The organism is Micromonospora sp. NPDC047557 (genome assembly GCF_043205095.1).
Lineage (GTDB): Bacteria > Actinomycetota > Actinomycetes > Mycobacteriales > Micromonosporaceae > Micromonospora.
The window spans coordinates 42,272-54,830 of the sequence record NZ_JBIDDK010000023.1; the positions used below are offsets into that span (position 1 = coordinate 42,272).

Consider the following 12,559-nt stretch of genomic DNA (forward strand, 5'->3'; position numbering starts at 1 on the left):
CCACCGTCCGGGCGGGGGCTAACCTCGCCCGGGTGATGTGGCAGCGGTACGTGGCGATCGGCGACAGCACCACCGAAGGGCTCGACGACCCGGACGGCGCCGGCGGCTACCGGGGCTGGGCCGACCGGTTCGCCCTGGCGGTGGCCCGGGCCCAGGGCGGCCTGGAGTACGCGAACCTGGCCATCCGTGGCCGGACCACCGCGCGAATCCGCGCCGAGCAGCTCCAGCCGGCCCTTGATCTCGCCCCCGATCTGGCCACCGTGGTCGCCGGCATGAACGACGTGCTGCGCCCCTCCTTCGACGCCGGCCAGGTCGCCGAGGACGTCGCGGCGATGCAGCGGGCGCTCGTCGGGCAGGGCGCCACCGTCCTGACCTTCACCATGCCGGACCCGGCGCCGGTGATGCCGCTGGCCCGGCCGCTGCGGGGCCGCATGCTGGCACTCAACGAGGCCCTGCGCGCGGCCACCGCGCAGACCGGGGCCACGCTGCTGGACCTGGGGGCGCATCCGGTCTCCTCCGATCCGCGGCTGTGGAGCGACGACCGGCTGCACGCCAACAGCGCCGGGCACGCGCGGATCGCCGCCGCGCTGGCGTACACCGCGGGTCTGCCCGGGTTCGACGACTCCTGGACGGCGCCGCTGCCGCCGGCGCCGCTGCGGCGCCGCGGCGAGGTGCTCGGCGCCGAGCTGGCCTGGGCCCGCCGGCACCTGCTGCCCTGGGTGGCCCGGCACCTGCGCGGCCGGTCGTCCGGGGACGACCGGGTCGCGAAACGGCCGGTGCCCCTGCCGGTGGCGCTGGACGGCTGACGGCCGGCCGCTCGGGGCGTCCGGCGGTGCGGCAGGATGGCGGGATGGGCAAGGGGACGGGTAGCCGGCGGGCGAACGCGACGAGCGGACGGGTCTGCCCGTGCGGCTCCGGCCAGGCGTACGCCGACTGCTGCTCCCCGGTCCACGGCGGTACCGCCCAGGCGCCGACGGCCGAGGCGCTGATGCGCTCCCGGTTCAGCGCCTTCGCCCTCGGCGACGCCGATTACCTGCTGCGCAGTTGGCACTCGTCGACCCGACCCGCTCGCCTGGAGCTGACCCCGGGGCAGCGGTGGACCCGGCTGGAGATCGTCGAGACCGAGCGCGGTGGCCTGCTCGACGCCACCGGAACGGTGACGTTCCACGCCCACTACCGCGAGGCGGGTCGGCCGGACACGCTGACCGAGCACAGCCGATTCGTCCGCGAGGACGGTCGGTGGGTCTACCTCGACGGCGACCAGCCCTGACGGCTGCGCCGACGGTCGACCGGGGCGTACGATGACGGCGGCGTAGTCCTGCGCCGCACCTCCCTCCCGGCGCTCACGCCGCCGGCCACGCGGAGGCAAAGGGGGCCTCGGAGCCCTCGGGACGTGGTGCCACATGCCCCACTCCGGCGGGGTCGGCGGGAGCGGGCGGTGGTGGCCGGCGGAGAGTCGCTCGGCGCGGGGATCACCAACGGGCCGATGTACATGCGCGGATTCCGCGACCTCGACGGCCACCAGTGGTCGTTCCTGCACCTCGCCGGCTGAGCGCGTCCCCGGCGGCGGCCGCTCCACCCACCGCCGGGGACTCCGCCGTCACACGCCTGACCGATCCGGCAGGTCGGCCGCCACGCGGTCATGTCTGTCGCCGGCGGGCCAGCAGCGCCAGCGCCACGACGAGGTACGCCCCGGCCGCCGCCGCGAACGCCACCGCGTTGCCGGCCGCCGTGGCGACGAGACCGTAACCGGCGTACGTCCCGATGATCAGCAGGTCGGTGGCCATTCCGGCCAGCGACGTGACGGTGGCCCGACTGGTGCCGGTGATCCGGGCCTGCAACCGCGCGTCGGCCAGCACGGTGGCCAGTTGCGCGGCGCCGAACGCCACCGCGAGCAGCACGAAACCCGCCGGGTGCCGGACCAGAGCGCCCCCGGCCAGCGCGAGGGCGACCAGGCCGAGCAGCACGGCGTAACCCCGGTGTCCCAGCCGCTCCCCCGCCGGGGCGAGCAGCCCGCCCACCGTCACGCCGGCCCACAGCAGCAGGAGCAGCAGTGGCACGGCCTGCGCGCCGACGCCGGTGTCCACGGCCAGCAGCGGCGTGTACTCGTCCAGCGCGCCCCAGTCGGCGGCCACCACCGCGACCAGCAGGACGGCCGCCCGCACGGGGGGTCGCGTGCGGACCTGCGTCACACCGGCCCGCAGCGTGTCCCACCAGGTCAGGTCGCCGTCGTCGTCCGGTGTTACCGACTCGGGCGCGTGGTCGCCGGGCACCGCGGCGACAGGCGGACCGGCGGACGGCGGGTCGTACGCCGGGGGCGACGGGTCGTGCGCGGGCGGCGACGGGTCGTGCGCGGGCGGTGCCGGTGACGCGCCGGGCGGCGGGCGGTGCTCGGGGAACCGGCCCGCGACGGCGGCGGCGAGCAGGCAGGCGAGCACGCTGGCCGCGCCGACCGCCGGGTACCCGCCGACGGCGAGCACCGGGCCGGCGAGCACCCCGGTGACCACCACGCCCAGCACGCCCGCCGTCCGGGCCCGACCGAGCACCCGGGCGTACCGGCCGACGGCGCCGAGCCGGTCCAGTTCGGTCCAGACCAGCGCCTCCAGGGCGCCGGACACCAGTGCCCCGCCGGCGCCCCACAACAGAAACCCGACCGCGAAGGCCGGGTACGACGGGAGCAGCACCCACAGCGCGTAGCCGGCGGCGGTCACCAGCGGGGCGAGGCGCAGCAGCAGCCGGCGCGACACCGCGTCGGCCCACGCGCCGGACGGCACCTCGAACAGGATGCCGGCGGCCGACCAGATGACGAACAGCGACGAGATCTGCCCCACCGACAGGCCGGTGTCGGCGAAGAGCACCACGTACAGCGGGTAGAGCAGGACGAGGTCACTGAGGAACGCGTACCCGTAGAGGGTCACCGACAGCCGGCGGACCGCCGGGTCGGGCACGCGCGAGGCGAGGTGGGTCATGGGGCCTTCCCGTGGGAGTGGAGACGGACACCGGACGTGCGGTGCCCGTGGCGGTCCACGGGTGCGGCCTACGGCGTTGGATCAATGTCGCCAGGTCATGTCGGCGATGGTAGACCGGCGTCAGGGTGCCGGCCAGCGCTTTCGGCGTGCCGGCGCGACTACAGCGGGGCGGGATCCGCGTGGACCCCGCCCCGCCGTCGCGCCGAGGTTCAACGCCGGTGGGGATCCACCGGCGGGATGACCGTCGTGGTCTCGCTGTCGTCGCTGGTGCGCTGGCCCGGAACCCCGCCGCTGATCACCTGGGTCGTGTCGGCGTCGCGGTGGGGCATCTGCGTGGTGTCCGGGTCGGTCGAACGGGCCACCACCTGCGTGGTGTCGTCGACGCTCTCGGGGGCCGGGGCCGGGACGGCGGGCGTCTCGCGGGCGACCACCTGGGTGGTGTGGTCGGTCGACGACCGCACCACCTGCGTCGCGTCCGCGTCGTCCGGACGGGTCACCACCTGCGTGGCCTCCGGATCGGACGGCCGGGTCGTCGCCGGGGTGGCGTCCGCGTCGGCGGGACGGGTCGTCACCTGCGTCGCGTCCGCCTCGGCGGGACGGGTCACCACCTGCGTGGCCTCCGGGTCGGACGGCGGGGTCGTCACCGGGGTGGCGTCCGCGTCGGCGCGGGCGGCCGTCGAGCGGGCCAGTTCGGCCTCGGCGTCGCGGCGACCGGCCCGGTAGGCGCGGGCGTGCGTGGCGATCAGCTGCGACTCCTGCTCGGCGCGGGTCAGCCACGCCTCCCAGCGACTCTGCATCGGACGGATGAGACCGCCACCGACCCCGACGACGAGGATGCCGCCTACAGTGGCCAGCACCGCGATCAGCACCGGGGTGGTGACCGCGGTGGCCACGCCGATCTGGTTCAGCGCCGCGATGACGCCCAGGCCGAGGATGAACACCGAGGCGATCCCGGCCAGCACCCGACCGTACGACAGCCCGCCGAGCGCGCCGCTGATGATGTCCTTGACGGCGTTGGCGATGGCGGCGGCGACCACGACGATGACGATCGCGACGAAGGCGCGGGGCAACCACGCGACCACGGCCGTGATCAGGTCGGAGATCGGGTTGGGCCCCCAGATGCCGAAGGCGAGTTGCAGGGTGAGCAGCAGCACCGCGTAGTAGACGAGCTTCGCGACGATGTCGCTGGCGTCGTACCGGGAGCGGTTCAGGGCCCGGCGGATGCCGCCGCGCTCGACGGCGCGGTCGAAGCCCACGCGTTCGAGAACCTTCTCCACGATCTTCAGTACGGCCTTGGCGATCAGCCAACCGGCCACCAGGATCGCCAGGAAGGCGACGGCCTTGGGCAGGAAGAGCATCACCGAGCGGAGGGCGTCGCCCACCGCGTCGCTGACGTTGTCACTCATAGGGTCGTTCCTCCATGCGGAGCAGCCGGAATGGTAGGCCACCGACCTACCCCCACCAGCGAACGGGGAAACGCCGCTCCCGCTTCGGAGGGTCTAGCGCGCGGACGAGTCTTGGCAATATTCTCCGGAGTACGTGCGGCCACTGGAGCTACTTTTCATCCCCCCGCCGTCGGCCGCAGGAGGAGATGTCATGCACGTCGACCATTCCGAAGTGGACCGCCGAACGCTGCTGCGTGCCGGTCTCGGCGCGGCCACGGTCGCCGTCGTCGGAAGCGAACTCGCCTTTTCGGGCGCGGCGCAGGCCGCTCCCGGCACCGACCTGGACTGGATCATCAGCTGCGACGAGTGGGCCGCCCGCCCGCCGAAGGACCCGCTGTCGGTCAGCGCCATCCCCACCAACAAGATCATCGTGCATCACATGGCGTTCCCGAACGTCACCGACTACTCCCGCGAGCAGGCGGTCAAGCTGGCCCACGACTGCCAGGACCTGCACATCGACGGCAACGGCTGGTCGGACACCGGCCAGCACTTCACGGTGAGCCGCGGCGGCTACGTGCTGGAGGGCCGCCGGGGCAGCCTGGAACGCCTCGAAGCGGGCGACCGCCAGATGATCTCGGCGCACTGCCCGGGCGAGAACGGCCGGGCCATCGGCATCGAGAACGAGGGCACCTACGTCACCGAGACCCCGCCGGAAGCGCTTACCGACTCGCTGGTCAAGCTCTGCGTAACCATCTGCCGGCAGTACGGGCTGCACGCTTTCGACATCTTCGGCCACTGGGACTTCCGCACCACCGACTGCCCGGGCGCGGCGTTCTACCGGCAGTTCCCGGCGCTGCGGCGGCGGGTCCACGCGGCCCTCGGCACCAAGCTGGGTGACGTGCCGGCCCGCCGCTGGCCGGATCTATGGCGGTTCGTCAACTCGCCGTCGGTCCGGGTGGTGCAGCACCTTCTGGCCTACCGGGGCTACGCCGTGACGGTCAGTGGCACGTTCGACGCCGCGACAGTGGCCGCCGTGCAGGACTGGCAGGCCCGCAACGGCATCGCCGTGGACGTGGACGCCACGCTCACCACGCCGACCTGGGAGACCCTGGCGCCCGAGCTGGACCAGCACGCCGCCGGCGCGCCGGTCACGGCCGTCCAGGAGATCCTCGCGAAAAAGGGGTACGCGGTCACCGTCACCGGGGCGTACGACCACGCCACCCGCGGGGCCGTGCAGGACCTGCAGGCGCTGCACGGGCTGCCCCGCAACGGCAAGCTCAGCACGAGCACGTGGTGCGCGATCGTCGGCGGCACGGTCCGCCAGTCGTTCACGCACCACTGACCCTCCGCCGGAGGCGGCGCGGGGTGATCCCGTGCCGCCTCCGCGGCGGGCGGACGCTGGTCCCCAGCACGCACCCGGGGGGCCTGAGCAGCGCAATGTCGGCGGCGTGCCGGTTTGGCCGAGGGCTCAGGCGGAAAGGTTGCCCGGCATGACATGGGCCCGTCGAGCCGTACCCGCCGTCGCCGCCGCCGTCGCGGCGCTCGCCGCGCGGGATCTGATCCAGCGCGACCACGCGCTGCTGCGCAACTTCCCGGTGCTCGGCCGCGCCCGCTACCTGCTGGAGGCCATCGGGCCGGAGCTTCGGCAGTACATCGTGGCCGGCAACGACGAGGAACGCCCGTTCACCCGCGACCAGCGTCGCTGGGTGTACGCGTCGGCGAAGCAGGAGAACAACTACTTCGGCTTCGGCACGGACAACGACATCGAGCACACGCCCGGCTACCCGATCATCAAGCACCGCACGTTCGGCCGGGCCGTGCCGCCGTCGTCCCCCACGGCCGGGCACGACGTACGGCTGCCGTGCGCGAAGGTGCTCGGCGCGGCGCGGGATCGGGCCCGGGCGTTCCGACCGGAATCGGTGGTCAACATCTCCGGGATGAGCTTCGGCTCGCTCTCGGGCAACGCCATCACCGCCCTGAACAAGGGGGCCGCACTCGCCGGGTGCCTGCAGAACACCGGCGAAGGCGGCCTGTCGCCGTACCACCGCAACGGTGGCGAGCTGGTCTTCCAGCTCGGCACGGCGTACTTCGGCTGCCGCGACGAGCACGGCCGGTTCAGTCTCGACCGGCTGAAGGACCTGGTCGCCGGCGCCCCCGTTCGGGCCTTGGAGATCAAGCTGAGCCAGGGCGCCAAACCGAGCCTCGGCGGGCTGCTGCCCGGGGCGAAGGTGTCCGCCGAGATCGCCGCCACCCGGGGCATCCCGGCCGGGCAGGACTGCGTGAGCCCGTCGCGGCACGCCGAGTTCTCCGACTGCGACAGCCTGCTCGACTGGGTGGAGCTACTGGCCGCCGAGACGGGCCTGCCCGTCGGCATCAAGTCGGCGGTCGGCGACCTCGGCTTCTGGCAGGAGCTGGCCAGCCTGATGCGGGACACCGGCCGGGGCGTCGACTTCGTCACGGTCGACGGCGGCGAGGGCGGCACCGGTGCCGCGCCGCTGATCTTCACCGACTCGGTGTCGCTCCCGTTCCAGCAGGGCTTCTCCCGGGTCTACAGGGTCTTCGCCGAACACGACCTGCACGAGCAGGTGGTGTTCGTCGGCAGCGGCAAGCTCGGCCTGCCGGACAACGCCATCGTGGCGTTCGCGCTCGGCTGCGACATGGTCAACGTGGGTCGGGAGGCGATGCTGTCGATCGGCTGCATCCAGGCGCAGAAGTGCCACACCGACACCTGCCCCACCGGCGTGGCGACGCAGAACGCGTGGCTGGCCCGGGGCCTCGACCCGACGCTCAAGTCCGTCCGGGCGGCCAACTACCTACGGACGCTGCGCCGGGACCTGACCAAGGTCGCCGAGGCCTGCGGCGTCGAACACCCCGGCCTGATCGGCACGGACGCCGTGGAGATCCTGGACGGCCGCACCGGCTCCACCCCACTGCACGAGGTGTACGGCTACCGACCCCACTGGGGCCTGCCCTCGCCGGCCGACCAGAAGGAGATCATCCGGCTGATGAGCCCGGAGTCACCCAGGGGCGGCAGCGCCCCTCCGTCGGCGACCGCCGTCGGCTGAGGGCGACGGCCGAGGGCGACGGCCGAGGGCGACGGAAGCAGACGCGGCCCTCCGCTCGGGGCGGCCATGACTCCGACGAGCGGTATACCTGTGAGTCATAAATATGACTCACAGGTATACCGCTCTGCCGCATCATGCCCACCGGTCGCGGTGACGGACAGCGTGGGCCGCGCGTCTCGCCTCCGGAACGCAACGGAGCCGCGCAGGCCGCACGCGTCGCCTCCGGAACACAGCGAAGCCGCGCAGGCCGCACGCGTCGCCTCCGGAACACAGCGAAGCCGTGCAGGCCGCACGCGTCGCCTCCGGAACACAGCGAAGCCGTGCAGGCCGCACGCGTCGCCTCCGGAACACAGCGAAGCCGCGCAGGCCGCACGCGTCGCCTCCGGAACGCAACGGAGCCGCGCAGGCCGCGCGCGTCGCCTCCGGAACGCAGCGGAGCGGGGTCGATGTCGCGTCGCCCGGCACGGCGGTCGCGGCCGGGCAGCATCCGGATCGACGGGTCGGGGCATTCGTCATCGGCGGTCGCCGACCGGTAAACGCGTGGAGCCGCTGCCGGCGACACCCGTATCGTGGCGCGGTGCTGATCAGACGCGAGACGCCCGCCGACGTCGACGCCATCCGCGCGGTGCACGCCGCCGCCTTCGCCAAGACCACGGACGACGGCCCGTCGGTCGAGGCGGCGCCAGTCGACACACCACAGGTCGAGGCACCACAGGTCGAGGCACCGCAAGTCGAGGTGATGCACGTCGAGGCGACGCCGGTCGAGGCGACGCTTGTCGACGCGCTCCGGGCCGACGAGGGCTGGCTGCCCGCGTACTCCCTGGTGGCGACCGATTCGGACGGCCTGGTGGTGGGGCACGTGGTGGCCACCCGCGCGCGGGTGGCCGGCCAGCCGGTCGCCCTCGGCCTGGGGCCGCTCGGCGTGCTGCCGGGGTGGCAGCGTCGCGGTGTCGGCACGGCGTTGATGCACGCGGTGCTCGGCGCGGCCGACGCCCGCGACGAACCCCTCGTGGTGCTGCTCGGGCATCCCGAGTACTACCCGCGCTTCGGGTTCCGGCCCGCCGTCGAGCTGGGCGTCACCCCGCCGCAGCCGTGGGGTCCGCGGTACTTCATGGCCCGGCCGCTGAACGCGTGGCGCGAGTCGATCCGGGGCGAGTTCCGCTACGCCCGCCCCTTCGACGACCTGTGAACCCACTGCGCATCCGCCGCCGGCGTGCCGCCGACCTCGACGGCTGCGTCGCGGCGCTCGCCGACGTCCACCGGGTGGACCGCTATCCACTGAACTGGCCGGCCGACCCGCACCGCTGGCTGCGCGAGCCGCACCCGGCGCGCGCCTGGGTGGCCGTCGACCCCGCTGGAACGATCGTCGGACACGTCGCGGTGCACCGCCTGGCCGACCCGGCGGACGAGCCGCGCGCCGATCCGACGGCCGAGGTGGCTCGCCTCTTCGTGGCGCCGGCCGCCCGCGGGCTGGAGCTGGGCAGCGCTCTGCTGGCCCGGGCACGGCACTGGGCGGACGCGCGCGAGGTACGTCTGGTGCTCGAGGTGGTCGCCGACGGCGCCGCGGCCGTCGCCCTGTACGAGCGCACCGGATGGCGGTACATGGGCAGCAGCACGGCATCGTGGACCGCCCCGGACGGCAGCCCGGTATCGCTGCGGCGTTACACCGTGCGCTCCGACGCCGACCCGGCCATCGCCGCGAGCCGGCGGGCGAGCAGGGCGGCGGCCTCGCGCAGCTCCGCGGGCTCCACCACCTCCACCTCGTAGCGCAGGCGGGCGATGTGCGCGGCGAGCCCGTCCAGGCTGTCGCCGCCGACGACAAGCACGCACCAGCCGTCGCGACCGGCCTCGACGCGTCCCACCTGCGGTGGGACCGCCTCGCGTACGCGCTCGGGCGGGGCGTGCACCCGCACCCGGGCGAGATACCGGTAGGGCGCGTCGGTCACCGACCGCTGCACGAAGGCGATCGGATCCGGATGGTCACGCGCCGGGAAGCGCCAGGTCGTCGCCACCGTGGCCCGCATCCGGTCCAGGCGGAACGTACGCCAGTCGTCGCGATCGACGTCCCAGGCCATCAGATACCAGCGACGGCCGGTGGTGACCATCCGGACCGGCTCGACCGTCCGCTCCTGCTCACCGCTGTCGCGGCCGGCGTAGTGGAACCGCACCCGCACCGCGTCACGACAGGCCCGGGCGAGGGTCACCAGCAGCTCCGCGTCGATCTCGACCACCGGGCCGATGAGCGTCTCCGTCCAGCCGTGCACCGCTCGCACCTCGGCGCGCAGCCGCGCCGGCATCACCTGGTCGAGTTTCGTGAGTGCCCGCAGGGCCGCCTCGCCCGCCCCGGCGACCGTGCCTCCCGACGCCAGTCGCAGGGAAACCGCCGTGGCGATCGCCTCCTCGTCGTCGAGGAGCAGCGGCGGCAGCCGGGTGCCCGCGCCGAGCCGGTAGCCGCCGCCAACGCCAACCGACGCCTGGACGGGATACCCGAGTGAGCGGAGCCGTTGCACGTCACGGCGTACACAGCGGTCGGTGACACCCAACTCGGCGGCGAGCTCGGTGGCCGTCCACGACGACCGCCGCTGCAACAGGGCCAGCATCCGCAGCACCCGCTCCGTCGTCGCCTCCACCGTCACCCGCCGATCGTTGCACGAATAGCGGAACGATCCTGTCCGCCAGGCACGAGAGGGTGGCGGCATGACCAGCCAGACCAGGAAAGAGGGAGCTGTCATGGCCCGCGAGGTCCAGATAACGTTCGACGCCGCCGACCCCGCCAGCCTGGCAGGGTTCTGGGCCGTGGCCCTCGACTACGAGGTGCAGGGGCCGCCCGGGGACTTCGACTCGTGGGACGCCGCGCTGGACGCGATGGGTGTGCCGCCGGAGCGCCGCAACGACGCGTCCGCGGTGGTCGACCCCAAGGGTGCGGGGCCGCGCCTGTTCTTCCAGCGCGTGCCGGAGGGCAAGCAGGCCAAGAATCGCGTCCACCTCGACGTGCGGGCCGCCCCCGGGCTCACGGGTGACAAGCGGATGGCGGCCCTGGAGGCGGAGGCCGAACGGCTCGTCGCCCGCGGTGCCACCCGCCTCGCACGGCACGAGCCCGCTCCCCCGCTCGACGCCGGTCACCTCGTGCTCGCCGACCCCGAGGGCAACGAGTTCTGCCTCGACTGATCGGGCGTTCGCCCAGCTCACTGCCGCGATGGTCGGGCGTCGTGCGAACATATGTACGTGTCGAGCGGCGCCCACATCCTGCACGCCGACCTGGACGCCTTCTACGCGTCGGTCGAGCAGCGCGACGACCCGCGCCTGCGGGGGCGACCGGTGATCGTCGGCGGTGGTGTGGTGCTCGCCGCCAGCTACGAGGCGAAGGCGCGGGGCGTCCGCAGCGCGATGGGTGGCCAGCAGGCGCGCAGGCTGTGCCCGGACGCGATCGTGGTGCCACCCCGGATGGCGGCGTACACGCAGGCCAGCCGGGCCGTGTTCGAGATCTTCCGGCAGACCACCCCGCTGGTCGAGGGGCTCTCCATCGACGAGGCGTTCCTCGACGTGGGCGGCCTGCGGCGGCTGGTCGGCGCACCGGCCGACATCGCCGAGCGGCTGCGCCGGGAGGTCCGCGACCGGGTCCACCTGCCGATCACGGTGGGCGTGGCCCGGACGAAGTTCCTGGCGAAGGTGGCCAGCGGGGTGGCGAAGCCGGACGGGCTGCTGGTCGTCGCCCCCGACGCCGAGGTGGCGTTCCTGCACCCGCTGCCGGTGGAGCGGCTGTGGGGCGTCGGCCCGGTCACCGCGGCGAAGCTGCGGGAGCGCCGGATCCGTACCGTCGGGGAGGTGGCCCGGCTCGGCGAGGCCGCGCTGGTGTCTCTGCTCGGGGCGGGCGCCGGTCGGCACCTGCACGCCCTGGCCCACAACCGCGACCCCCGGGCGGTGCAGGTGGGCCGCCGCCGGGGCTCGATGGGCGCGCAGCACGCGTTGGGACGTACCCCGCATGCCCCGGCGGAGCTGGACGCGATCCTGGCCGGCCTGGTCGACCGGGTCACCCGGCGGATGCGGGCGGCCGGGCGGTCCGGACGCACGGTGGTGCTGCGGCTGCGCTTCGGCGACTACACCCGGGCCACCCGCTCGCACACCGTCCGCAAGGCGACTGCCGACACCGCGCCGCTGCTGGGCGCCGCGCGGGCGTTGCTGAGGGCCGCGCTGCCGGAGATCGACCGGCGGGGCATCACCCTGGTCGGCGTCTCGGTGGGCAACCTCGACGACAACCCGGTGCAGCCGGAACTGCCGTTCCAGGCCGACACCGGGGCCGACCTGGACGCCGCGGTGGACGCGGTCCGCGACCGGTTCGGCTCCTCGGCGCTCACCCGGGCGGTGCTGCTGGGCCGGGACCCGGGCGTCGAGATGCCGCTGTTGCCGGACTGACGGCACGACGCTCTGCCCGCCCGGCTGTCGTCAGGACCGCGAGGTCGCGGTGTTGCTCAGATGACGGCCGACATAACCCATGCGGCCGGGGTCTCCGGGCGGGGCTGCCTCGCCCGCCGGTCGCATCGGCGCTGCCGCGCAGATCACAGCAGGTGGGGGTTTTGCCGGCGGTGCGAGTGGAGACGTTTCGGGGAATCAGCCTGACAGGGGGGACCACCATGTCCGACGACATGAGCAACCGTGCGAGCCGGCGTGCCGAGCGTCCGCGCGACGTGACCGATCCGCTGCTCTGGCAGCTCGCGCTCGACGTGCTTGCCGCACACGAGTCGGACGGGGACGGCGCGTGCCGCAACCTGCTCTGCGCCGGCCAACCCTGGCCGTGTGCGGCGCGCAGCACCGCTGAACAGTCGCTCCGGCTGGCCCGTCGGGCGGACGACACACCGCCCACAGCCGCCCCGCAGCGACCCGACGCCGCCGCGTCGACCGGCCGGTCCCCGGAGCGGGCTTCGGCTCCGCGGCAGACCCGTACCACCGGGTCGCTGTCGACGGCGACCGCCTCGGCGGCCTGACGCCCACCCGCCTGCCCGACATGACAGCGGGGGGGGGGGGGGGGGGGGGGGGGGGGGGCCCCCGGCGGGGGGGGGGGGGGGGGGGGGGCCGGGGGCGGGGGGGGCGGGGGGGGCCCCCCCCGCCCGCCGCCGCCGCCGCCGCCCCCCCCGCGCCGCGC

Annotated in this window: 12 protein-coding genes; 9 read left to right on the forward strand and 3 right to left on the reverse strand. The window is 74.3% G+C overall.

Annotated elements, in window-relative coordinates:
* Nucleotides 1-35 precede the first annotated feature (35 nt).
* Both ACGGAQ_RS31540 and ACGGAQ_RS31545 read left to right on the forward strand, forming a co-directional pair.
* A complete protein-coding gene (locus ACGGAQ_RS31540; protein ID WP_393055609.1) occupies nt 36-806 on the forward strand; it encodes an SGNH/GDSL hydrolase family protein in 771 nt (256 codons plus the stop codon).
* Between the two features lie 44 nt (nt 807-850).
* Nucleotides 851-1,270: a YchJ family protein gene (locus ACGGAQ_RS31545; protein ID WP_393055578.1), complete on the forward strand. Its 420-nt coding sequence runs from the start codon at nt 851-853 to the stop codon at nt 1,268-1,270.
* A gap of 370 nt (nt 1,271-1,640) precedes the next feature.
* Here the strand turns inward: ACGGAQ_RS31545 and ACGGAQ_RS31550 are convergent, their stop codons facing one another.
* Both ACGGAQ_RS31550 and ACGGAQ_RS31555 read right to left on the reverse strand, forming a co-directional pair.
* Nucleotides 1,641-2,969: an MFS transporter gene (locus ACGGAQ_RS31550; RefSeq protein WP_393055581.1), complete on the reverse strand. Its 1,329-nt coding sequence runs from the start codon at nt 2,967-2,969 to the stop codon at nt 1,641-1,643.
* A 209-nt stretch (nt 2,970-3,178) separates the two neighbouring features.
* Nucleotides 3,179-4,375: a hypothetical protein gene (locus ACGGAQ_RS31555; RefSeq protein WP_393055583.1), complete on the reverse strand. Its 1,197-nt coding sequence runs from the start codon at nt 4,373-4,375 to the stop codon at nt 3,179-3,181.
* Nucleotides 4,376-4,565: 190 nt separating this feature from the next.
* Here ACGGAQ_RS31555 and ACGGAQ_RS31560 point away from each other — a divergent pair, with 190 nt between their 5' ends.
* From ACGGAQ_RS31560 to ACGGAQ_RS31575, 4 genes are all read left to right on the forward strand, one after another.
* Nucleotides 4,566-5,696 carry a peptidoglycan-binding protein gene (locus ACGGAQ_RS31560; RefSeq protein ID WP_393055586.1) on the forward strand — a complete coding sequence of 377 codons (1,131 nt, stop codon included), beginning with the start codon at nt 4,566-4,568 and terminating at the stop codon, nt 5,694-5,696.
* A gap of 148 nt (nt 5,697-5,844) precedes the next feature.
* The gene (locus ACGGAQ_RS31565; RefSeq protein ID WP_393055589.1) at nt 5,845-7,419 is read left to right on the forward strand and encodes an FMN-binding glutamate synthase family protein; all 1,575 of its coding nucleotides are present in this window, start codon (nt 5,845-5,847) and stop codon (nt 7,417-7,419) included.
* A gap of 577 nt (nt 7,420-7,996) precedes the next feature.
* Nucleotides 7,997-8,608, forward strand: coding sequence for a GNAT family N-acetyltransferase (locus ACGGAQ_RS31570; protein ID WP_393055592.1), 612 nt, complete (start codon nt 7,997-7,999; stop codon nt 8,606-8,608).
* Nucleotides 8,605-9,186 carry a GNAT family N-acetyltransferase gene (locus ACGGAQ_RS31575; protein WP_393055594.1) on the forward strand — a complete coding sequence of 194 codons (582 nt, stop codon included), beginning with the start codon at nt 8,605-8,607 and terminating at the stop codon, nt 9,184-9,186. The genes ACGGAQ_RS31570 and ACGGAQ_RS31575 overlap by 4 nt, the downstream gene beginning before the upstream one ends.
* Here the strand turns inward: ACGGAQ_RS31575 and ACGGAQ_RS31580 are convergent.
* Nucleotides 9,081-10,055 (reverse strand): helix-turn-helix transcriptional regulator, encoded by a 975-nt coding sequence (locus ACGGAQ_RS31580; protein WP_393055612.1) that lies wholly within the window; start codon nt 10,053-10,055, stop codon nt 9,081-9,083. The two genes, ACGGAQ_RS31575 and ACGGAQ_RS31580, sit on opposite strands and share 106 nt — an antisense overlap.
* 94 nt (nt 10,056-10,149) lie before the next feature.
* Between ACGGAQ_RS31580 and ACGGAQ_RS31585 the strand changes: the two genes are divergently transcribed.
* The 3 genes from ACGGAQ_RS31585 (at nt 10,150) to ACGGAQ_RS31595 (ending at nt 12,401) form a co-directional block, all read left to right on the forward strand.
* Nucleotides 10,150-10,587 (forward strand): VOC family protein, encoded by a 438-nt coding sequence (locus ACGGAQ_RS31585; RefSeq protein WP_393055597.1) that lies wholly within the window; start codon nt 10,150-10,152, stop codon nt 10,585-10,587.
* A gap of 57 nt (nt 10,588-10,644) precedes the next feature.
* Nucleotides 10,645-11,832, forward strand: a complete 1,188-nt coding sequence (gene dinB / locus ACGGAQ_RS31590) for a DNA polymerase IV (protein ID WP_393055600.1) — start codon at nt 10,645-10,647, stop codon at nt 11,830-11,832.
* A gap of 230 nt (nt 11,833-12,062) precedes the next feature.
* Nucleotides 12,063-12,401, forward strand: coding sequence for a hypothetical protein (locus ACGGAQ_RS31595; RefSeq protein WP_393055603.1), 339 nt, complete (start codon nt 12,063-12,065; stop codon nt 12,399-12,401).
* The last annotated feature ends 158 nt before the right edge of the window (nt 12,402-12,559 follow it).

Coding starts and splice junctions, on each gene's coding strand:
- ACGGAQ_RS31540 (WP_393055609.1), top strand. CDS start 36: ATGTGGCAGCGGTACGTGGCGATCGGCGACAGCACCACCGAAGGGCTC.
- ACGGAQ_RS31545 (WP_393055578.1), top strand. CDS start 851: ATGGGCAAGGGGACGGGTAGCCGGCGGGCGAACGCGACGAGCGGACGG.
- ACGGAQ_RS31550 (WP_393055581.1), bottom strand. CDS start 2,969: ATGACCCACCTCGCCTCGCGCGTGCCCGACCCGGCGGTCCGCCGGCTG.
- ACGGAQ_RS31555 (WP_393055583.1), bottom strand. CDS start 4,375: ATGAGTGACAACGTCAGCGACGCGGTGGGCGACGCCCTCCGCTCGGTG.
- ACGGAQ_RS31560 (WP_393055586.1), top strand. CDS start 4,566: ATGCACGTCGACCATTCCGAAGTGGACCGCCGAACGCTGCTGCGTGCC.
- ACGGAQ_RS31565 (WP_393055589.1), top strand. CDS start 5,845: ATGACATGGGCCCGTCGAGCCGTACCCGCCGTCGCCGCCGCCGTCGCG.
- ACGGAQ_RS31585 (WP_393055597.1), top strand. CDS start 10,150: ATGGCCCGCGAGGTCCAGATAACGTTCGACGCCGCCGACCCCGCCAGC.
- ACGGAQ_RS31595 (WP_393055603.1), top strand. CDS start 12,063: ATGAGCAACCGTGCGAGCCGGCGTGCCGAGCGTCCGCGCGACGTGACC.